This is a genomic window from Streptomyces sp. NPDC002004, assembly GCF_053593975.1.
Window position 1 is genome coordinate 466,715 of sequence record NZ_JBSFDP010000003.1, and the last position, 21,150, is coordinate 487,864.

Genomic DNA, 21,150 nt, shown 5'->3' on the forward strand with positions numbered 1-21,150 from the left:
GCGCGCCGTATACCGTTCGACGGGGGCCTGACATGGGCGCAGGCCACGCACACAAGCTCTACCGGCACGGGCACTCGCCCGTGCACGCGCTGCCCCCGCACACCAAGCTCGCCGCCGTCTTCTGTTTCGTCGTGGTCGTCGTGTCCACGCCGCGCGAGGCGATGTGGGCGTTCGCGCTGTACGCGGCGCTGCTCGCCGTCGTCGCGTACGCGGCCCGGATCCCGGCGGGCTTCCTGCTGAAGCGGCTGCTGATCGAGGTGCCGTTCGTGGCGTTCGCGGTGCTCATGCCGTTCGTCGCGGGCGGCGAGCGGGTCGACGTGCTCGGGCTGTCCCTGAGCGTCAACGGACTGTGGGGCGCCTGGAACGTGCTCGCCAAGGGCACCCTCGGCGTCGCCGCGTCCGTCCTGCTCGCCTCCACCACCGAACTGCGCGAACTCCTCCTCGGCCTGCAGCGCCTGAAGCTCCCGCCGCTGCTCGTGCAGATCGCCTCGTTCATGATCCGGTACGGGGACGTCATCACGGACGAGATGCGCCGGATGCGGATCGCGCGGGAGTCGCGCGGCTTCGAGGCCAGCGGCGTACGCCACTGGGGCGTCCTCGCCAAGTCGGCGGGCGCCCTGTTCATCCGCTCCTACGAGCGCGGCGAGCGCGTGCACCTCGCCATGGTCAGTCGCGGTTACGCGGGCTCGATGCCGGTCATCGACGAGGTGGCCGCCACCCGGGCCCAGTGGACCTACGCGCTGGCCCTCCCCTTCTCCGCCCTTGTCGTCTGTCTGCTGGGATGGACCCTGTGACCGCAACACCGTCCACGGACCCCGTGACCACGCCGCCCTCCCTGGAGGTGGCCGGCCTCGCCTTCGCCTACCCCGACGGCCACCAGGCCCTCTTCGGGGTCGACTTCACGATCGGGCGCGGCGAGCGCGTCGCCCTGCTCGGCCCGAACGGCGCCGGGAAGACCACGCTCGTCCTGCACCTCAACGGCATCCTGTCCGGCGGCGCCGGCAGCGTGCAGGTCGCCGGGCTGCCCGTCGGCAAGCAGCACATGGCCGAGATCCGGCGCCGGGTCGGCATCGTCTTCCAGGATCCGGACGACCAGTTGTTCATGCCGACCGTCCGCGAGGACGTGGCCTTCGGCCCGGCGGCCGCCGGGATCAAGGGGGCCGAGCTGGAGGAGCGGGTGCGCGGCGCGCTGGAGCGCGTGGGCATGGCGGCGTTCGCCGACCGGCCCCCGCACCATCTGTCCTTCGGGCAGCGCCGCCGGGTCGCCGTCGCCACCGTCCTCGCGATGGAGCCGGAGATCCTCGTCCTCGACGAGCCCTCCTCCAACCTCGACCCGGCGTCCCGCCGCGAACTCGCCGACATCCTGCGCTCCCTGGACGTCACCGTCCTCATGGTCACCCACGACCTGCCGTACGCGCTGGAGCTGTGCCCGCGCTCGATGATCCTCAGTGACGGCGTGATCGCCGCCGACGGCCCGACCGGCGACGTCCTCGCCGACGAGGACCTGATGCGCGCCCACCGCCTTGAGCTGCCCTTCGGCTTCGACCCGAGGTCCGTGACCACGGGCGCGTGACGCACGCGACGGCGATGGGCTGCGCTCGCGCGCGACGCAGGTGCCGCGCGACCGCCGCTCACCCGCCCCCGTCCGCTTGGCGACCGAGGAAATATCGATGCATCCCTGCTCCTGGGCTGGGAATCGTAGATGATCCATGCGTGTTGCACCTACTGTCGCAATCACCGAGACTGCCAGCGGCACACCGACAGACAGGGAGCACGGACGTGGTGGAGGAAGGCGTGGTCGTGAACGGCACCGTCGCCGCGGGCTTCGAGCCGGTCGGGGAAGCGTTCGTACGCAACTTCGCCGACCGCGGTGAACGGGGTGCCGCGGTCGCCGTCTACCGCGACGGGCACAAGGTCGTCGACCTGTGGGCCGGCACCCGCGACGTCGACGGGGGCCCCGACGGCGCGCCCTGGGAGCGGGGGACCGCGCAGATCGTCCGGTCCGCGACGAAGGGCGTCGCCGCGGCCGTGCTGCTGCTCCTCCACCAGCGCGGGGAACTGGACCTGGACGCACCGGTCGGCGCCCACTGGCCCGAGTTCAAGGCCCGGGGCAAGGAGCGCACCCTCGTCCGCCACGTCCTGGCGCACCGTGCGGGCATACCCGCGCTCGACCGGCCGCTCACCCCCGCCGAGGCCGCCGACCCCGAGCGGGGTGCCGCCGCCGTCGCCGCCCAGGCCCCGTTCTGGGAGCCCGGCACGGACCACGGCTACCACGCGCAGACGTACAGCTGGCTCACCGGTGAGCTCGTGCGGAGGGTGACCGGCCGCTCCATCGGCCGGTGGATCGCCGACGAGCTGGCCGGGCCGCTCGGGCTCGACCTGTGGGTCGGGCTGCCGGAGGCCGAGGCGCACCGCGTCGGCCGGGTCGGACCGGTCGAGGCCCCCGTCCCGCCGGGCGGCCTGCGCACCCGCCCCAGGCGGAACGTCGCCGAGGCCTATGCCGACCCCGCGTCCCTCACCCGCCGCGCCTTCGGCGCGATCGAACCGGCTCCCGACGAGAACGACCCTGCCTACCGCGCGGCCGTGCTGCCCGCGTCCAACGGCATCGCCACGGCGGACGCCCTGGCCCGCTTCTACGCGGCGCTGATCGGGGAAGTGGACGGGGCGGGCCGGCTGTTCACCCCGCAGACCGTCGCGGCGGCCCGTGCCGAGGAGTCCGCCGGACCCGACCGCGTGCTGGTCGTCGGGACCCGCTTCGGGCTCGGATACATGCTGCACGGCGCCGCGTCGCCGCTCCTCGGGCCCGGCTCCTTCGGGCACCCCGGCCGGGGCGGTTCGCTCGGCTTCGCCGACCCCGGCACCGGTATCGCCTTCGGCTATGTGACCAACGGTCACCAGAAGGGCGTCACCGCGGACCCGCGCGCCCAGGCACTGGTCCACGCGGTACGGACGGTGACAGGGCTCTAGGGGGCGTCTTGCCGGTCGGCCCGCGGGTCCAAGGACCGGCACGTATCACCGGATTGGGGTGAATCGGGCATCGCCCGCGGCCGGTCGTGCCCGTGCTGCCGCCGGCGGAGGCACCCGAACCGCGGGAGTCTAGCTCGCGTGCAGCATCAGGCCGATGCCCGCCACCATCAGGGCCGCCGCGACCAGCCGCGGCGTGCCGAAGCGCTCCTTGAAGAAGAGGGTTCCGATCGCGGCGCCCACGATGATCGAGGACTCGCGCAGCGCCGCGACGGGGGCGAGCGCGGCCCGGGTCTGGGCCCACAGGACCAGGCCGTAGGCCGCCATCGACATGACGGCGCCGAGGAGCCCGCGGGCCGCGTACGGCCGCAGCTGGACGAGCAGCGCACCACGCCGCGCCCACAGCGCGTACGCCGGGATCAGCGTGCCCTCCAGGATCAGCAGCCAGGCGATGTAGCCCAGGGGGGTGCCGGAGGCGCGTACGCCGAGGCCGTCGACGACCGTGTACGCGGCGATGGACAGGCCCGTCGCCACCGCCGCGGTCAGCGCGGGCCCGTGCGGCCGCGCGCCCGCGCCGCGCAGGCCCCACAGCGCAAGACCGAGGAGACCCGCGGATGCCACGGCCACGCCCGCCGCCTGCCAGGCGCCGAGGGACTCGCCGGCGAACACGGCGGCGAGCACCGTCACCACGAGCGGGGCCGTACCGCGGGCGATGGGGTACATCTGGCCGAAGTCGCCCAGCGAGAACGACCGCATGAGCAGCACCTGGTAGGCGGTGTGCAGGATCGCCGATGCCACCAGGTAGGGCCAGGCGGCGGTCTCGGGCAGCGGGGCGAAGCACGCGAGCACCACGCTGACCGCTGCCGCGCCGCCGCCGATCAGAGTGAAGGCGACCAACTGGTCCTTGATGGCGTGGGCGATGGCGTTCCAGCCCGCGTGGGTGACGGCCGCGAACAGGACGGCCACCGCGACGAGCGGCGTCACGAGGCCGTCTCGCGCACGTCCGCCAGGACGGCGCCCGCAGGGGCGGCCGGGGTCTTCGGGGGCATCGGGCACATCGTGTGCGAGGTTCCCGCGCCGGGCCGGACGGCCGCGCGGCCGAGGGGGGAGTGGACCGCGTCGGTCGGCCCCGTCCCGTGCAGGACTTCCGCGAAGCGGGGGCGCGCGGCGACGCTCTCGGATTCGGTCATGGCCCGCAACCTAGCGGTAGGTGTACCGGACACGCGAACGAGTTCCGGAGGCCGGGACGACGGCGAAGCGGCAGGTCATCCGCCCAGCTTCAGCAGGGCCGCCACGATCGGGCCCGCCGAGTCGCCGCCGTGGCCGCCCGCCTGGACGACGCCGGCGGCCGCGAGGTCGCCGCGCCAGGCGGTGAACCAGCCGTTGGGCTCCTTCTGGTTGTCGACCTCGGCGGAACCGGTCTTGGCGCCGTAGTCGGGGCCCAGACCGGCCATGGCCTTCGCCGCGGTGCCCGACGAGGCCGTGTACTGGAGCAGTTCCCGGAGCTGCGCCCGGGTGGACGAGGACAGGGAGCGGGTCGACCTGGCGAGGGTGCGGTGGTCGACGGACGGCGCGACCAGGTACGGCTGGTGGAAGGTGCCCGTCTTGGCCGTGGAGACCACGGACGCCATGTTCAGCGGGTTCATACGCACCCCGCCCTGCCCGATCAGCGACGCCGCCATCTGGGCGTTGCTCTGCACCGGCACCGCACCGTCGAAGGACGGGACGCCGATGGACCAGTTGTCCATGCCCAGCCCGAAGACCTGCTGGGCCTGCTTCGTCAGGTCGTCGTCGTGGAGCTTCTTGGCCTGAGAGATGAAGGCCGTGTTGCAGGACGCGGCGAAGCTCGCCTTGAACGTGCCGTTCTTGATCTGGAACTTGTTGTCGTTCTGGAACTTCCACCCGCCGTACGTCACGTACTTGGGGCACGGGTGCGGCTTGTCGGCCGACGCCAGTTTCTTGTCGATGAGCAGCGACGACGTCACGATCTTCATCGTGGAGCCGGGCGCCAGGGAGCCCTGGAGGGCCGTGTTGAACCCCGTCGGCCGCGAGTTGGCGACGGCAAGGATCTCGCCGGTGCTGGGGCGCATGACGACGACGGAGGCGCGGGACCTGCTCTTGACCTGGTCCTCCGCCGCGGCCTGAAGGCTCGCGCTGAGCGTCGTCCGCACGGTGCCGGGGGTGCCCTCGGTGAGGGTGACGAGCGTCTTGTCGGGCAGCTCCAGGCCCTTGGCCGGCTTCTTCCCGGCACTGGCCCCCGAGCCCTTCGCGCGCACCACGCGCAGCTCGATGCCCGCCTTGCCACCCGCCGTGTCGCCGTACTTCTCGCGCAGCCCGTCCAGGACGCTGCCCAGCGACGGGTACGTCGCCGTGGTCAGCTCCTTGCCGGAGCTGTCCAGCGCCTTGACCGGCGGTGTGCCGGCCTCGCCGGTGACCAGGCGGTCGCCCTGGCGCAGATCGGGGTGGACGACGGAGGGCTTCCAGCCGACGAGCGGCTTTCCGTCCTCGGCCCGGCGGACGACGGTGAGCTCGGAGCCGTACGCGAGGGGCTTGCTCTTCCCCTTGTACGACACCGTGGCCCGCACCGAGAACGGCACCGTCGCGCCCGTCGCGGGGTGCGGCGTCAGCGTGACGTGGGTGATGCGGGCGTCCCGGGCGTATCCGGTGAGGGCGGTGCGGGCGGCCGCCGCGTCGTCGGTGGAGCGGGCGGCCAGCGGGGCGTCGCCGCGCTGCCAGGCGGTGAGGAACGCGCGGGAGACGGACCGCACTTCGGCCGCCGTGGGCGGACCGGTCGGCACGTGCTTCTGGTCGATGGTCGCGTGGGACTCGTCGGACGTCCCACCGCCGTACAGGCCGTACGCACCGACCGCGGCACCGCCGAGGACGACGGCGACCGCTCCGCCGATCACCGCGGGGTGCGTTCTTCCGCGCGCGCGGGCGCGTCTTCTCTGTCCCACGTCCGCCTCCTCCACGAGCTCGGGCATTCTCCCGAAGGCACACCTTAGGGGGTGGCCTCACGCCCCGTTAACGCCTGCCTATTGCCCCTGGTAACGATCCGGTACGCCCCTCACCCCCTGCCGGGTCAGCCGCCGGCCCGCAGCACCGCCGCCACGATCGGGCCCGCCGCGGCCCCGCCGTGGCCGCCCTCCTGGGTCATCGCGGCCGCCGCGACATCGCCCCGGTACCCGGTGAACCAGCTGTTGGACCTGGACTGTCCGTCGACCTCCGCCGAGCCGGTCTTGGCGCCGATGTCGACGCCGAGCCCGGCCATGACCGGCGCAGCGGTGCCGCTGGTCGCCGTGAGCCGCATCATCTGCCGCAGCTGGGCGACGGTGCCCGCGGACAGGCCGCGTGCGTGAGCCAGCTCACGGCCGTCGAGCTTCTGCGACACGATGACCGGCTGCCGGAAGGCGCCGGTCATGGCGGTCGCTGTGACGGATGCCATGTTCAGCGGGGACATCTGGACCTGGCCCTGCCCGATCGCGTTGGCCGCCCGGTCCGGACCGCCGGACGCGGGGACCCGGCCGTCGAAGGAGGCGATGCCGGTCGCCCAGTTGTCCTGTCCGAGCCCGAACCGGTCCTGCGCCTCGCGGGTCAGCGAGTCGTCCGTGAGCGGCTTCTCGTCGACGAGTTTGACGAAGGCCGTGTTGCAGGAGCGGGCGAAGCTGTTGGCGAGCGTGGCGTGCTCGTTGGCGGACATCCCCTGGAGGTTGTGGAAGGTCTGGCTCTGCCACACCGCGGTGTCCGGGCAGGGCGCGGATCCGTTCGCCGAGGTGACACCGTTGTCGATGAGCATCGCCGAGGTGATGATCTTCATCGTGGAGCCGGGGGCCAATTCGCCCTGGAACGCCGCGTTGAATCCGTCGTCGCGGTGGTTCGCCACCGCCAGCACCTCTCCGGTGCTCGGCTTCACCGCCACGACCGACGACTCCGTGTACCGCGTCACCGCCCGCTCCGCGGCGGCCTGCACAGCGGCGCTGAGCGTGGTCCTCAGCTTCCCCGGTCTGCCCTTGGCGAGCGTGAGCAGTGTCGTGTCGGGTGCCGAGTCGTCCTCGTGGTGTACGGACAGTTCGATGCCCGCCCTGCCGCCCGCCTTGTCGCCGTACTTCTTGCGCAGTTGGTCCAGGACCGGCCCGAGCGAGGGGTACTTCTCCTTCGTCAGGACTACGTCGTGGCGGTCCACCGCCTCGATGGGCGGCGCCGTGGCCTCGCCGGTCACCAGACTGTCGCCGCGCTCCAGTTCGGGATGCACGACGGAGGGCGCCCAGTCGACCAGGGCCCGCCCGGTGGAGACGCCGCGGACGACGGTCAGCTTCGTGTCGTACGCAAGGGACTTGCTCCTGCCGCCGTACGACACCGTGGCCCGCACCGAGAACGGCACGGTCGCGCCGGACGCGGGGTGCGGCGTGATGTGTACATGCGTGATGTGCGCGTCGTCGTGGTAGCCGGCGAGCAGCCGCTCGGCGACCTGCGCGTTGTTGGTGGCGGCGGCAGCCTGCGCGGCCTCGCCCTTCTCCCAAGCCGCGAAGAACCGGTGCGTGGTGTCACGGATCTCGGCGCTCGTCGGCGGCCCGGTCCTGACCCTGTCCGCCCCGTCCGACGACGTGCCGCTCCCTCCCGCGATGCCGTGCACGATGGTGTAGGCGCCGTATCCGGCACCCGTCACCATGACGGCGAACACGCCGCCGACCAGGGCGACCTTTGCCCCCTTGCGCATGATGGGTTCCCCTCCCCAAGGCGACCTCCTGAACTTGAACGTGTTCAAGAAGTTGTTCGCCCGTCACTCTACGGGGAGCGGGCGTCACGCAGCCGCATCTTTATGCGACTGGAATCTGGGCGATCACACCGTGCGCCTCGGCCGTGTCCGCCGGCGCCGCGGGGCGGCCGTGAGGCGCCGCTCTCCCTGTACCGCTCCGGCTCGGCGCGCGACGGTCACCCCGGGCGTCCGCCCGCTCCGTCCGCCCGGCCTCGTCGACGGGAGTGAACGCCCCGTCCGTCCGGGCCCATCCGTCCATCGGATGCACTCGCAAATTGTCACCCTCGTGAGTGGATTCACCGCTGCTGCATTCACTCACGGAAAAGTGCAGGTCGGATGGACGGGAGGGGCGCTCCTCATCCGTCGGTCCTTTTCCGGATTGATGGTCGCGCGAAAGCACGCAGTGATACCGTCTGGACGCGCACATCACCCATCCGGGTGATGCAACACGAAGGACCCCGCCCATCCGAGCTGCAACTCGGAAGATCAGAGCGGAGTCCTTCGCGCATCGTGGTCGAAAGGCCCTGGTTGATCACTCAGCTGGGGTCTTTCGCGATCAGAGCCATGTATGCAACCTGTCGATCAGACTGAGTAAGAGCATCGTCACGGCGGCGCATGCCGACACTCGCTGAGCAGTGATCCTGGGCGCCCAGTGCTCTCGCCAACGATCTCGAATCCTCCTCACTAGATTCTTCAAGATCGTCCCCTCCCTGCTGTCTCCGTCGAAGCGACAGCCCGCGGGATTCGGTCCCGTGTCCGTGAAGGTGTTCGTGCCTCCAGCTGGTGAAGCGCGACAACCCGAAGGGATTAAGCGGCACCCTATCCCGCCTGCTACCAGGCGTGCTCGCCCCGTAACGGGCGCGCGAATGCCATAAAAGGGAAGTCGATCAATTGAATGGGCTGGTGGAAAGGGGTGCGGGTCACTGCGTGCCGATTTCCTGGGTGTGGCGTTCGCCTCAGTCGATCCAAAAGGCCCATTCATCGACATTTCGGGCGGAGATCCGAAACCGTCCTTGCTTTCCAAGATCGAAGTAAGGCCTCGGTAAGCATCCGCGGAATCAATACCCGCCGATCAGGGCGATGCTGGCACTGAGTGCCAGGTGTTTTCCGGCAATCTCCACCGCTCAGCGGCGTGAGTGTCACCCAGGCGCGTCACATATCCGGACATTAGAAATCTATAGGACCTAGGAATCAAAGCCCAAGATGTCCATTATGTGGTGCTGGCGTCGATACGAGGACTTTTAGTGATCGTGTCAACAAGAGTTCTCCGGAGCGGTTCGACGGAGAGGAACCCCCCAGCTGATGGGAGGGGCCGGGTCACGGGAAGCGCGGACGGGCGCACGCGCTCCGAGGTGCCTTCGATCCGCCCGGGCCCTGCGCGCGACGCCGCGGTACGTTCCGTCGCGCTCTGTCATCACCCTGGGTCACCGCGCCGCGGGTGGGGCCGCGGCCCGCAACGACCACGAGGGCGCGGCCGGCAGCCGCGCCCTCGTGGTGTGTCCGCCCCGGCTAGACCCAGCTGTCGAGCCACATCCGCGCCCGCCACGCGTCGAGCGGGATGGTGGTGCCCGTGTAGATCGGCCAGAAGTAGATGAAGTTCCAGACGATGAGCAGGACCAGGACGCCCGCGGTCGCGGCCCCGGCCACCCGGCGGCGTTCGGTGGCGCCGGGCGGGCCCAGGATCGCGCCGATCATCATGGCCACGGCCAGGCACAGGAAGGGCACGAAGACGACCGCGTAGAAGAAGAAGATCGTGCGGTGCTGGTACATGAACCACGGCAGGTAGCCGGCCGCGATGCCGCAGGCGATCGCCCCCGCGCGCCAGTCGCGGCGGAACGCCCAGCGCCACAGCACGTACAGCACCGCGAAGCAGGCCGCCCACCACAGCAGCGGGGTGCCCAGCGCCAGGACCTCGCTCGCGCACTTGTCGGCCGCGTCGGCGGGACAGCCGCCCTGACCGGGGGCCGGGGACTCGTAGTAGTACGACACGGGGCGGCCGAGGACGATCCAGCTCCATGGGTTCGACTGGTAGGTGTGCGGGGAGCTCAGGCCGACGTGGAACTGGTAGACCTCGTACTCGTAGTGCCACAGGCTGCGCAGCCAGTCCGGCAGCCAGGTCCAGTCGCCGCCCTTGCCGTCGGTCGCGGCCCAGTTGCGGAAGTAGCCGCCCGTGCCGTCCGCCGGCGAGAGGATCCAGCCCAGCCAGGACAGCAGATACGTTCCGATGGCCACCGGCACCGTCGACAGGAACGCCCAGCCGAGGTCGCGCTTCAGCACGGCCAGGTACGGCCGGCGCGCCCCGGCGACACGTCGTGCGCCCACGTCCCACAGCACCGTCATCAGCGCGAACGCGGCCAGGATGTACAGGCCGTTCCACTTGGTGCCGAAGGCGAGACCGAGGCAGAGTCCGGCGGCCACCCGCCACGGCCGAAAGCCCTGACGGAACGTCTCCGCGACGCCTGCGTCCGGGTGTGCGGCTCCGTCGGGACCGACCGGCAGCGCGGCCGCGAGCCGGGCGCGTGCCTTGTCCCGGTCGATGACGAGGCAGCCGAAGGCGGCGAGCACGAAGAACATCAGCACCTCGTCGAGCAGCGCGGTGCGGCTCATCACGAAGTGCAGTCCGTCCACGGCGAGCAGGGCGCCCGCCAGACAGCCCAGGAACGTCGAGCGGAACAGCCGCCGTCCGATGCGGCACAGCATCAGCACCGACAGCGTGCCGAGCAGCGCCGTCATGAACCGCCAGCCGAACGGATCGAACCCGAACATCCACTCGCCGAGTCCGATCACGTACTTGCCGATCGGCGGGTGCACGACGTACGCGGCGTCGGTGGGCAGTGCGACATGGCCGTGCTGCTGCAGGACCAAGTCGTTGGCATCCTTGGGCCAGTTGACCTCGTAGCCGCGGTGGATCAGCGCCCACGCGTCCTTCGCGTAGTACGTCTCGTCGAATATCACCGCCCGCGGCCTGCCCAGGTTCCAGAACCGCGTCAGACCGGCGACGAGCGTCACCAGCAGCGGCCCCAGCCACTCCAGCCGGCGCACCATCCGCTCGGCCGTGTCCGGGGAGACGCCGAACGTCTCCCACAGGCGCGGGCCGGGCCGGGTGTACGGCGGCACGAGCCGCTCCCGGACGCCGGCTCTGGGCCGCTCGGCGTACCCGAATCGGCGCAGCCGCAACTGCCATGACGGCTGCTGCTCTACGGAGGCCTGGCCCTGCCGGGTGTCCGTGGAGGACGCGGTACTGGTCACCGCGCCATCGTAGGGAACGCGTCTGTGCGAGTCCCGTGGGCCGGGCCCGTGACTCGCCCATGCCGCGCCCGCCACGGGACGGAACGGCGCATGCCGGGCGTCCCGCGACGGCGCGGCGGCCCGTGCCGCGGGTGCTGCGAGGATGGAGCGGTGACAGCAACGCCCGGAACCCTCGTACTCGCAGGCACCCCCATCGGCGACGTCGCGGACGCACCGCCGCGGCTCGCGGCCGAGCTGGCGGGCGCCGACGTCGTCGCCGCGGAGGACACGCGCCGGCTGCGCCGGCTCGCCCAGGCCCTCGGCGTGACCCCGTCCGGGCGTGTCGTGTCGTACTTCGAGGGCAATGAATCCGCCCGTACGCCCGAGCTGGTCGAGGCGCTGGCGGACGGGGCGCGGGTGCTGCTGGTCACCGATGCGGGCATGCCGTCCGTGTCCGACCCGGGCTACCGGCTGGTCGCGGCGGCCGTCGAGCGGGACATCAGGGTGACCGCCGTGCCCGGTCCGTCTGCCGTGCTGACCGCTCTTGCCCTGTCCGGACTGCCCGTCGACCGTTTCTGCTTCGAGGGTTTTCTGCCGCGCAAGGCGGGCGAGCGGCTGTCCCGGCTGCGCGAGGTCGCGGACGAGCGGCGCACCCTCGTCTACTTCGAGGCGCCGCACCGCCTCGACGACACACTCGCCGCAATGGCCGAAGCCTTCGGCGCGGATCGGCGTGCCGCGGTCTGCCGCGAGCTCACCAAGACGTACGAGGAGGTCAAGCGGGGTCCGCTCGGCGAGCTGGCCGTCTGGGCCGCCGAGGGCGTACGCGGCGAGATCACCGTCGTGGTGGAGGGCGCCGCGGAGAAGGGGCCCGAGGAACTGGACGACGCGGAGCTGGTGCGCCGGGTCCGGGTGCGCGAGGAGGCGGGGGAGCGGCGCAAGGAGGCCATCGCGGCCGTCGCCACCGAGGCGGGCCTGCCCAAACGCCAGGTCTTCGATGCTGTCGTCGCGGCAAAGAATGCGGCTCGGAGCGCCCCATAGGACCGCAAAGGATTATCGTAAAAAGCAAAGCGAAGGCGTCACACCGGGCTCGATCGATAAGGAAAGACCAAATCGCGTCCAACAGTCGACAGGCCTGATGCGCTCACGCCGGGAAAAGCGTCCACTGGTTGAAAGGGGACGCACCCGTCCCCCGCGTCCGGGGCGCTCGTTCTCCGCTCCGGAAGCGCTTGTCCAGCGGACAAGAGGAGCTGGCATGAGTGAGATCGCAGGGACCGGCAACCCGACCACGGCGACCGCTGTCGTTCACGAGTCGTACTCCTTCGCCTGTATGCGTTGCGGGCACGGCTGGGAGCAGTCCTACGAGATAGAACACCTCCGCGACGCAGACGGAAACGACTTCGTGGTCTACCGGGCGAACGGGCAGCGCGTGCCCTCCCCGCTCTCCCAGCCCAAGTGCCTGAACTGCGGTCACCGCGTCGTGCGGATCATGCGCGCCGGACGGGTCTCCTCCGTGCGCGACAGCATGCAGCGCATCCACTTCCCCGGACAGCTGGTCGACAAGGTCGACGCCGAGTGGGGGCCGTCCGATGCGCAGGCCACGGCCGATGCGCAGCGGCTGGAGGCGGAGACGCGGCGGGTCGAGGCCGCGGCCGCACGCTCCATAGCCGCCACCCGCGCCGAGCGCGCGGCACGCAGGGGGCAGCACCACTGGGGCCTGTCGGACCTGATGCGGTACTTCCACCGCAAGGGTGACTAGGCGACTCGGGGGTCACCGGCGGATCGCGCCCGGCTCGCCCGATCCGCGGGACGCCTGCCGGATCCCGCTTCGTAGGATCGGGGCATGCCTTCGAATGACGCCCCGCCGCCGCTGCCGGAACCGCTCCGGGTGCCGGTCGCCGACTCGCACACCCACCTCGACATGCAGTCGGGCACGGTCGAGGAGGCCCTGGCCAAGGCCGCGTCCGTAGGGGTCACCACGGTCGTGCAGGTCGGCTGCGACGTGAACGGCTCCCGGTGGGCGGCCGACACGGCGCGGGTCCACGCGAACGTCCACGCGACCGTCGCGCTGCACCCGAACGAGGCGCCCCGCATCGTGCACGGTGACCCCGACGGCTGGTCGCGCCAGGAGGGCCGGGCGCCGGCCGGCGACGCCGGGCTCGACGAGGCGCTCGCCGAGATCGACCGGCTCGCCGCGCTGCCGCACGTCAAGGGCGTCGGCGAGACCGGCCTGGACCACTTCCGTACGGGTGAGCAGGGCCGCGCCGCGCAGGAGCGGTCCTTCCGCGCTCACATCGAGATCGCCAAGCGGCACGGCAAGGCCCTCGTCATCCACGACCGCGAGGCGCACGCCGACGTGCTGCGCATCCTCAAGGAGGAGGGCGCCCCGGAGCGCACCGTCTTCCACTGCTACTCCGGCGACGCCGCGATGGCCGAGATCTGCGCCGCCCACGGCTACTTCATGTCCTTCGCCGGCAACGTCACCTTCAAGAACGCCCAGCCGCTGCGCGACGCCCTCGTGGCCGCCCCGCTCGACCTCGTCCTCGTCGAGACCGACGCGCCCTTCCTCACCCCGGCGCCGTACCGCGGACGGCCCAACGCCCCGTACCTCGTTCCGGTGACGGTTCGCGCGATGGCGCGGACGAAGGGGGTGGGCGAGGACGAGCTGGCGGCCGCGATCTCCGCCAACACCGCACGCGCGTTCGATATCGGGTAACCGGGTCATTCCACTCTCCGTAGCCGCGTCGCTTTGGAGAGTGACGATTCGCTCCGCTAGGTTCTCTCCGCCCGCTTGTCTCCTCGCACGGAGCCGCGCGGGCCGCTGCTTCATTGCCCGGAGAACCTCTGGAGCGTCATCGTGAGCAGATCGCAGTACGGGACGTACGAGGCGTACGAGACCTACGGGGCGGGAACGCACAGGACGTGCGGGGTGCCCAGGACCTGCCCGGCATGTGAGGAGACGGCCCGCGAGCGGGCCCGCGCACGGGCGTACGGCACTCCGGAGTACGGCGGCACCGCCACCTACGAGATCCCCGAGTACGGCACCCCCGCCTGGCACGAGGCGCCCACCGTCCCGGACACCTCCTACAACGCCGTGGTCCCGCAGCCGGAGCGCGAGACGGGGAGCCCGGGCGTACCCGCGCCGGCCGGCCGTCCGTCCGGGGGCGGCGGCCGACGGGCCCGGCCCCGGCGGGCACGCCGCCGGGGGTTCACCGACCGCTCGCCCGACGGGCTGCGGCTGCTGGTCCCGCAGGCACTCGTCGTCGCCTTCCTGGCCGGCGGCACCACCGCGTTCGTCGCCGCCGACAAGGAGGTGCGGCTCACCGTCGACGGGCGGAGCCGCACCCTGCACACCTTCGCCGACGACGTCGGTGAACTCCTCGCCGACGAGGACGTCCCCGTGGGCACCCACGACGTCGTGTCCCCGTCCCCCGGCACCGAGCTGAACAGCGGGGACGAGGTGGCCGTGCGCTACGGGCGGCCCATGGCGCTCACCCTGGACGGAGAGCGGCGCCGGGTGTGGACGACGGCCGCCACCGTCGAAGGGGCGCTCCGGCAGCTGGGAGTGCGCGCCGAGGGCGCCGCCCTGTCGGCCTCGCGCTCCCGCCGGATCGACCGGACGGGCCTGGAGCTGGACGTGCGTACCGAACGCACCGTGACGATCATGGCCGACGGCCGGGAGCGGACGCTCCGTACCAACGCGGCGACCGTCCGGGAGGCCGTCGACGAGGCCGGGATCCGGCTCGGCGGCGAGGACACCACGTCCGTGCCGCCCGACAGCTTCCCGCGCGACGGGCAGACGATCACGGTCATGCGGATCACCGGCGGCCGGGAGGTCCGTGAGGAACCGATCCCCTTCGCGGAGGAGCGCAACGACGACCCCACCCTCTTCCGCGGCACCGAGGTCGTCAGCCGCCCCGGACGGCCGGGCGCCCTCCGGGTCACGTACGCGCTGCGCACCGTCAACGGCGTCAGGCAGAAGCCGCGCCGGATGAACACCGACGTGGTGCGCGAGCCCATGACCCAGCTGATCCGCGTGGGCACCAGACCCCACCCCGACACCGTCCAGGGCGCCGAGGGCCTCGACTGGCACGCCCTCGCCGACTGCGAATCGGGGGGCGACCCGGACGCCGTGGACTCCTCCGGCACCTACGGGGGCCTCTACCAGTTCGACAGACGGACCTGGCGCTCCCTCGGCGGTCAGGGCCGCCCCCAGGACGCGAGCGCGACGGAACAGACGTACCGGGCGAAGAAGCTGTACGTAAGCCGGGGATCCAGCCCCTGGCCGCACTGCGGCGACCAGCTGTGACCCCGCGTGGGCGACGGCGGCCACGGGCCGCCCGTGGGCCCACGTAGGCTTGCCGGGTGAGCAACACCCGCCCCGAGGCCCTCCTGGGCCCCGCCGACGTCCGAGAACTCGCCGCAGCCCTGGGCGTCCGCCCGACGAAGCAGCGCGGCCAGAACTTTGTGATCGACGCCAACACGGTCCGCCGCATCGTCCGCACCGCGGAGGTGCGCCCCGAGGACGTGGTCGTCGAGGTCGGCCCCGGCCTCGGCTCGCTGACCCTCGCCCTGCTGGAGGTCGCCGACCGGGTGACCGCGGTGGAGATCGACGACGTCCTCGCCGCCGCGCTGCCCAGCACGGTCGCGGCACGCATGCCCGACCGCGCCGACCGGTTCGCGCTGGTCCACAGCGACGCGATGCACGTGGAGGAGCTGCCGGGCCCGGCCCCGACCGCGCTGGTCGCGAACCTCCCGTACAACGTCGCCGTCCCGGTGCTGCTGCACATGCTGGAGACGTTCCCGACGATCGAACGCACCCTGGTCATGGTCCAGTCGGAGGTCGCCGACCGTCTTGCCGCCGACCCCGGCTCGAAGGTCTACGGCGTCCCGTCGGTGAAGGCCAACTGGTACGCCCGGGTGAAGCGCGCCGGCGCCATCGGCCGCAATGTCTTCTGGCCCGCCCCGAACGTCGACAGCGGTCTGGTGTCCCTGGTCCGCCGCACCGAACCGCTCGCGACCACCGCCTCCCGGAAGGAGGTCTTCGCCGTCGTCGACGCGGCCTTCGCCCAGCGGCGCAAGACCCTCCGGGCGGCGCTGGCCGGCTGGGCGGGCTCGGCCGCGGCGGCGGAGGCGGCCCTCGTCGCGGCAGGGGTCTCCCCGCAGGCGCGCGGCGAGGCGTTGACGGTGGACGAGTTCGCACGGATCGCGGAGAACCGGGAGGCGGGGCAGTGACGACGGCGTCGGATGCGGAACGCGGGACGGCGGGGCACACCGCGGCGGCGCGGTCCGTGACCGTGCGCGTGCCCGCGAAGGTCAACGTCCAGCTCGCCGTGGGCGCCGCGCGCCCCGACGGGTTCCACGACCTCGCCAACGTCTTCCTGGCGGTCGGCCTGTACGACGAGGTGACGGCGACCCCGGCCGACGGGCTGCGCATCACCTGCTCCGGGCCGGACGCCGCGCAGGTGCCGCTCGACCACAGCAACCTCGCCGCCCGGGCGGCCCTCGCGCTCGCCGAGCGGTACGGCCGCGCCCCCGACGTGCACCTGCACATCGCCAAGGACATCCCCGTCGCCGGCGGCATGGCCGGCGGCAGCGCGGACGGGGCGGGCGCCCTCGTCGCCTGCGACGCCCTGTGGGGCACCGGCGCGCCCCGTGACGAGCTCCTCGCGATCTGCGCCGAGCTCGGCAGCGATGTGCCGTTCAGCCTGGTCGGAGGCGCCGCGCTGGGGACCGGGCGCGGGGAGAGGCTCCAGCCGCTGGAGGTCGGCGGCACCTTCCACTGGGTGTTCGCCGTCGCCGACGGCGGGCTGTCCACGCCCGCGGTGTACCGCGAGTTCGACCGGCTGAGCGAGGGCGTCGAGGTGCCCGAGCCCGTGGCGTCCCCCGCGCTGCTCGACGCCCTGCGCACGGGCGACGCGGGCGCCCTGGCCGCCACGGTCTCCAACGACCTCCAGCCCGCCGCGCTGTCGCTCTTCCCCGCACTCGCGGACACCCTCGCCGCGGGCCGGGCCGCCGGGGCGCTGGCGTCCCTGGTCTCCGGCTCCGGCCCCACCACCGCGTTCCTGGCCGCCGACGCGGACACGGCCCACGCGGTGGCCGACGCGCTCCGGGCCTCGGGCACGTGCCGGGCCGTCCGCGTCACCGACTCCCCGGCCCCGGGAGCCGCGCTCCGCTGACCCGCACGCCGGCCGACCCGTCCGCGGCAGCCGGACGCCCCCGCTTCCGTCGCCGTTCCCCCGGTGCCTCCCGGCCCCGGGGCGACGGGGGTGCCCCCCGCTGCCCGGGCTCCCGGGTATCCCGCGTGGGCCGGTACCCGCAGGGCCTACGCTAGAAGGCTGATCCATCGTTCCAGACCCCCGTCAGGAGACCCGTTCCGTGGCCGTCAACCTGGTCAACGTCGAAGGCGTCAGCAAGATCTACGGCACCCGTGCCCTGCTCGACACCGTCTCCCTCGGCGTGTCCGAGGGAGACCGGATCGGTGTCGTCGGACGCAACGGCGACGGGAAGACGACGCTGATCCGGATGCTCGCCAAGCTGGAGGAGCCGGACGCGGGCCGCGTCACCCACAGCGGTGGCCTCCGCCTCGGCGTCCTCACCCAGCACGACTCCCTCGACCCCACCGCCACCATCCGGCACGAGGTCATCGGCGACCTGGCCGACCACGAGTGGGCGGGCAACGCCAAGATCCGCGACGTCCTCACCGGGCTGTTCGACGGACTGGACCTGTCCGGGTTCCCGGACGGGCTCGACACCGTCATCGCCCCCCTCTCCGGCGGCGAGCGCCGCCGTATCGCCCTGGCGAAGCTGCTGATCGGCGAGCCCGACCTGATCGTCCTGGACGAGCCCACCAACCACCTCGACGTGGAGGGCATCGCCTGGCTCGCCAAGCACCTCAGCGAGCGCCGCTCGGCGCTCGTGTGCGTGACGCACGACCGCTGGTTCCTCGACCAGGTCTGCACCCGTATGTGGGACGTGCAGCGCGGCGCCGTCTACGAGTACGAGGGCGGCTACTCCGACTACGTCTTCGCCCGTGCGGAGCGCGAGCGCATCGCCGCCACCGAGGAGGTGAAGCGGCAGAACCTCGTCCGCAAGGAGCTCGCGTGGCTGCGGCGCGGCGCACCGGCCCGTACGTCCAAGCCGCGCTTCCGCGTCGAGGCGGCCAACGCCCTCATCCAGGACGTGCCGCCGCCCCGCGACACCTCCGAGCTGATGAAGTTCGCGTCGTCGCGGCTCGGCAAAACCGTGTTCGACCTGGAGGACGTGACCGTCCATGCCGGGCCCAAGGTGCTGCTGGAGCACGTGACCTGGCAGCTGGGCCCGGGCGACCGGATCGGCCTGGTCGGGGTGAACGGCGCGGGCAAGACCTCGCTGCTGCGCGCCATGGCGGACGCCGCCCGCACGGACGGCGAGGAGCAGCCCGTGGCCGGCCGCGTCGTCACCGGCAGGACCGTGAAGCTCGCCTACCTCTCGCAGGAGGTCGTCGAACTCGACCCCGACTGGCGGGTGCTGGAGGCCGTGCAGCGGGTGCGCGACCGCGTCGACCTCGGCAAGGGCCGGGAGATGACGGCGGGTCAGCTGTGCGAGACCTTCGGCTTCGGCAAGGAGAAGCAGTGGACGCCCGTCGGGGACCTGTCCGGTGGTGAGCGGCGCCGGCTGCAGCTGCTGCGGCTGCTGATGGACGAGCCCAACGTCCTCTTCCTCGACGAGCCCACCAACGACCTCGACATCGAGACCCTGACCCAGCTCGAAGACCTGCTGGACGGCTGGCCCGGGTCCATGGTGGTCATCTCGCACGACCGTTTCTTCGTCGAGCGCACGACGGACAACGTGTACGCGCTCCTCGGCGACCGCACCCTGAGGATGCTGCCCCGCGGCATCGACGAGTACCTGGAGCGGCGGCAGCGGATGGTGGAGGCTGCCGCCCCGGCCGCCGCGCCCACGGCCTCCGCGGCCCCCGTAAAGGAGAAGAGCGCCGCGGACGTTCGCGTGGCGAAGAAGGAACTCCAGAAGATCGAGCGGCAACTGGACCGTATCTCCGGCAAGGAGAGCACGTTGCACGAACAGATCGCCGAAAACGCCACGGATTTCGAGAAGGTGGCGAAACTGGACGCGGAACTGCGTGAACTGATTGCCGAGCGCGAAGAGTTGGAACTTCGCTGGCTGGAGCTCGCGGAGGACGCGTGAAGGCCCCGTAACGGAGGCATCACGGGCCGGTCCGCCCTTGGGAACAGGGGGCGTACCGGCCCGTTGCGTGCGCGGGGGGAGTGATAGAAAGGGCGACCGGACAACAACAGAAAACGCGGTACGCCCGCCGGATGCTTCTCGGCCGTGTACGACCGCGCACACCTCAGCCGCGCACATGTAGGGCGTCGCTGAGAAATCAGTGAAATGAACAGGGGGAAGGCGCTGATGACTCAGCCGCCCAATCAGCCGCCGCAGGGCGGTTTCGGAGCTCCGCAGGAACCGCAGCCGAACGGCCCGCAGCCACCGGCCCAGTCGCCGACGCCTCCGGGCCAGCCCCCGCAGATGCCGCCGCAGTCCCAGCCCGGTTACGGCTACCCCCAGGCGCCGCAGCCCGGTTACGGCTACCCCCAGACTCCCCCGTCCGGTTACGGCTACCCGCAGCAGCCCGCGCAGCCCGGCCCTTACGGAGCGCCGCAGTCCGGCCCCTACGGCCAGCCGCAGCAGCCGGGCCCGTATGCGCAGCCGCAGTACGGGTATCCGCAGCAGCAGCCCTACCCCGGCCCGTCCACGGGCGGTTCCGGTGGCGGGGGCAAGAACCCGTTCACGGGCAGGACGGGCCTGATCATCGCGGCGGCCGTCGCGGGTCTGCTGGTCATCGGCGGCACCGTCTGGGCGGTCGTCGGCGGCGGCGACGACAAGAAGCCCACCGCGGACAAGAACCACGACCCGAAGTCCTCCGCGTCGGCTCCGGTCAACCCGGGTGACGGCAGCGGCGACGGCGGCAAGGACCCGGAGAACCTCAACAAGGGTCGCCGGCCCGGCGAGGCGAAGGTCCTCTGGTACAAGCCGGCGCCGGACGTGCCCGGTTCGGGGGCCGACGCACCCGGTATGTGGGTCACGAAGAAGGTCGCCGTCAAGGCCGCGTACAAGCAGCTCTCCGCGTACAACGTCTCGAACGGGGAGCCGGCCTGGGGCCCGCTCTCGCTGCCCTACAAGATCTGCGGCGCCTCGAAGCAGACCACCGACGACAACAAGATCGTCGTCGCGTACATGAGCGGCGTCAGCGACAAGGCCAAGTGCAACCAGCTGATGCAGGTCGACCTGAACACGGGCAAGTCGGGGTGGAAGAAGGAGGTTCCCGAGGAGGGCCTCTTCGACATCATGACCGACCTGGAGCTGACCATCAGCGGGAACACCGTGACGGCGACCCGTCTCGGCGGGGTGAGCGGGTTCCGGGTCAGCGACGGCAAGAAGCTGTTCGGCAAGTTCAAGGGCGACTGCCAGCCCGACGCGTTCGCGGGCGGCGCCAAGCTGATCGCGGCGGAGAGCTGCGGCACCTCCGACGCCGAGCAGGTCCAGGAGGTCGACCCGAACACGGGCAAGCCCAAGTGGACCTTCAAGCTGCCCAAGGGCTGGAAGGTCAGCCACATCTACGCCGTCGACCCGGTCGTCATCCATGCGACGAACGAGGCCAAGAAGACGTGGAACATCAGCACGCTGAAGGCCAACGGCACCCTGATGTCGCAGGTCTCCGTCAACGAGAAATTCGCGCCGGAGTGCGGCCTGTCCATCCTCAGCCGTAACCTTCAGGGCTGCCTGGGTGCCACCGTGGGCAAGAGCAACCTCTACCTGCCGACCAAGCCCAAGACCGTCGGCGGGGCGAACGAGGTCGTCGCCATCGACCTCGCCACCGGCAAGGAGCGGTGGCGGGTGAAGTCCCCCGACGGCACGCTGATGCCGATGCAGGTCGAGGGCGGCCGGCTCATCGCGTACGCCGAGCCGACCTACAGCAAGCCCGGGGCGGTCTACGGCATTCCGTTCGGGAGCAAGAAGCCCGAGAAGATCCTGCAGCACCCTCAGGGGACCGCGCAGATGGAGAACGGTTTCTTCTCGAAGGACGTCGCCTACGCGGACGGGCGCTTCTACATCTCCACCACGACGCTGTCGGGCAGCACCCAGGGCCAGCAGAAGCTGATGATGGCCTTCGGCAAGTGACGGCCCAGGCCCCGGTACGTGAA

At 71.7% G+C, this 21,150-nt stretch carries 16 protein-coding genes; 11 read left to right on the plus strand and 5 right to left on the minus strand.

All coding sequences use genetic code 11. The features are described 5' to 3' along the window. Positions 1-32 precede the first annotated feature (32 nt). The 3 genes from cbiQ to ACWCP6_RS08105 all read left to right on the plus strand — a co-directional run bounded on the left by cbiQ (position 33) and on the right by ACWCP6_RS08105 (position 2,967). Positions 33-794 (plus strand): cobalt ECF transporter T component CbiQ, encoded by a 762-nt coding sequence (gene cbiQ, locus ACWCP6_RS08095; protein WP_450931526.1) that lies wholly within the window; start codon positions 33-35, stop codon positions 792-794. Beyond that, on the plus strand, positions 782-1,573 hold the full coding sequence (locus ACWCP6_RS08100) for an energy-coupling factor ABC transporter ATP-binding protein (RefSeq protein WP_450931527.1): 792 nt from the start codon (positions 782-784) through the stop codon (positions 1,571-1,573). The genes cbiQ and ACWCP6_RS08100 overlap by 13 nt, the downstream gene beginning before the upstream one ends. A gap of 221 nt (positions 1,574-1,794) precedes the next feature. Further along, positions 1,795-2,967: a serine hydrolase domain-containing protein gene (locus ACWCP6_RS08105; protein WP_450931589.1), complete on the plus strand. Its 1,173-nt coding sequence runs from the start codon at positions 1,795-1,797 to the stop codon at positions 2,965-2,967. Positions 2,968-3,096: 129 nt separating this feature from the next. On the opposite strand, the gene ACWCP6_RS08110 is transcribed toward ACWCP6_RS08105, so the two are convergent. The 5 genes from ACWCP6_RS08110 to ACWCP6_RS08130 all read right to left on the minus strand — a co-directional run bounded on the left by ACWCP6_RS08110 (position 3,097) and on the right by ACWCP6_RS08130 (position 10,969). Beyond that, positions 3,097-3,948 carry an EamA family transporter gene (locus ACWCP6_RS08110; RefSeq protein ID WP_450931528.1) on the minus strand — a complete coding sequence of 284 codons (852 nt, stop codon included), beginning with the start codon at positions 3,946-3,948 and terminating at the stop codon, positions 3,097-3,099. Further along, complete coding sequence (locus ACWCP6_RS08115; protein WP_450931529.1) at positions 3,945-4,154, minus strand: hypothetical protein; 210 nt, start codon at positions 4,152-4,154, stop codon at positions 3,945-3,947. The genes ACWCP6_RS08110 and ACWCP6_RS08115 overlap by 4 nt, the downstream gene beginning before the upstream one ends. Positions 4,155-4,229: 75 nt before the next feature. After that, a complete protein-coding gene (locus tag ACWCP6_RS08120) occupies positions 4,230-5,921 on the minus strand; it encodes a penicillin-binding transpeptidase domain-containing protein (RefSeq protein WP_450931530.1) in 1,692 nt (563 codons plus the stop codon). Between the two features lie 125 nt (positions 5,922-6,046). Then, positions 6,047-7,681, minus strand: coding sequence for a penicillin-binding transpeptidase domain-containing protein (locus ACWCP6_RS08125; RefSeq protein WP_450931531.1), 1,635 nt, complete (start codon positions 7,679-7,681; stop codon positions 6,047-6,049). 1,548 nt (positions 7,682-9,229) lie between these two features. Next, complete coding sequence (locus ACWCP6_RS08130) at positions 9,230-10,969, minus strand: dolichyl-phosphate-mannose--protein mannosyltransferase (protein ID WP_450931532.1); 1,740 nt, start codon at positions 10,967-10,969, stop codon at positions 9,230-9,232. 150 nt (positions 10,970-11,119) lie between these two features. Between ACWCP6_RS08130 and rsmI the strand changes: the two genes are divergently transcribed. From rsmI to ACWCP6_RS08170, 8 genes are all read left to right on the plus strand, one after another. Further along, positions 11,120-11,986: a 16S rRNA (cytidine(1402)-2'-O)-methyltransferase gene (rsmI, locus tag ACWCP6_RS08135; RefSeq protein WP_450931533.1), complete on the plus strand. Its 867-nt coding sequence runs from the start codon at positions 11,120-11,122 to the stop codon at positions 11,984-11,986. A gap of 214 nt (positions 11,987-12,200) precedes the next feature. Continuing rightward, the gene (locus tag ACWCP6_RS08140) at positions 12,201-12,704 is read left to right on the plus strand and encodes a hypothetical protein (protein ID WP_450931534.1); all 504 of its coding nucleotides are present in this window, start codon (positions 12,201-12,203) and stop codon (positions 12,702-12,704) included. 84 nt (positions 12,705-12,788) lie between these two features. Beyond that, entirely contained in the window at positions 12,789-13,661 is an 873-nt protein-coding gene (locus ACWCP6_RS08145; protein WP_450931535.1) for a TatD family hydrolase, read from the plus strand. A 141-nt stretch (positions 13,662-13,802) separates the two neighbouring features. Then, positions 13,803-15,254, plus strand: coding sequence for a ubiquitin-like domain-containing protein (locus ACWCP6_RS08150; RefSeq protein ID WP_450931536.1), 1,452 nt, complete (start codon positions 13,803-13,805; stop codon positions 15,252-15,254). A 56-nt stretch (positions 15,255-15,310) separates the two neighbouring features. After that, positions 15,311-16,180, plus strand: a complete 870-nt coding sequence (gene rsmA / locus ACWCP6_RS08155) for a 16S rRNA (adenine(1518)-N(6)/adenine(1519)-N(6))-dimethyltransferase RsmA (RefSeq protein ID WP_450931537.1) — start codon at positions 15,311-15,313, stop codon at positions 16,178-16,180. Next, positions 16,177-17,124: a 4-(cytidine 5'-diphospho)-2-C-methyl-D-erythritol kinase gene (locus ACWCP6_RS08160; protein WP_450931538.1), complete on the plus strand. Its 948-nt coding sequence runs from the start codon at positions 16,177-16,179 to the stop codon at positions 17,122-17,124. Before rsmA ends, ACWCP6_RS08160 begins: the two co-directional genes overlap by 4 nt. Positions 17,125-17,323: 199 nt before the next feature. After that, positions 17,324-19,132, plus strand: coding sequence for an ABC-F family ATP-binding cassette domain-containing protein (locus ACWCP6_RS08165; protein ID WP_450931539.1), 1,809 nt, complete (start codon positions 17,324-17,326; stop codon positions 19,130-19,132). Positions 19,133-19,357: 225 nt separating this feature from the next. Further along, positions 19,358-21,127 (plus strand): outer membrane protein assembly factor BamB family protein, encoded by a 1,770-nt coding sequence (locus ACWCP6_RS08170; RefSeq protein ID WP_450931540.1) that lies wholly within the window; start codon positions 19,358-19,360, stop codon positions 21,125-21,127. The last annotated feature ends 23 nt before the right edge of the window (positions 21,128-21,150 follow it).

Excerpts from the sequence above, each read along its gene's own strand:
- cbiQ (WP_450931526.1), top strand. The coding sequence starts at position 33 with ATGGGCGCAGGCCACGCACACAAGCTCTACCGGCACGGGCACTCGCCC.
- ACWCP6_RS08100 (WP_450931527.1), top strand. The coding sequence starts at position 782 with ATGGACCCTGTGACCGCAACACCGTCCACGGACCCCGTGACCACGCCG.
- ACWCP6_RS08115 (WP_450931529.1), bottom strand. The coding sequence starts at position 4,154 with ATGACCGAATCCGAGAGCGTCGCCGCGCGCCCCCGCTTCGCGGAAGTC.
- ACWCP6_RS08125 (WP_450931531.1), bottom strand. The coding sequence starts at position 7,681 with ATGCGCAAGGGGGCAAAGGTCGCCCTGGTCGGCGGCGTGTTCGCCGTC.
- ACWCP6_RS08140 (WP_450931534.1), top strand. The coding sequence starts at position 12,201 with ATGAGTGAGATCGCAGGGACCGGCAACCCGACCACGGCGACCGCTGTC.
- ACWCP6_RS08145 (WP_450931535.1), top strand. The coding sequence starts at position 12,789 with ATGCCTTCGAATGACGCCCCGCCGCCGCTGCCGGAACCGCTCCGGGTG.
- ACWCP6_RS08170 (WP_450931540.1), top strand. The coding sequence starts at position 19,358 with ATGACTCAGCCGCCCAATCAGCCGCCGCAGGGCGGTTTCGGAGCTCCG.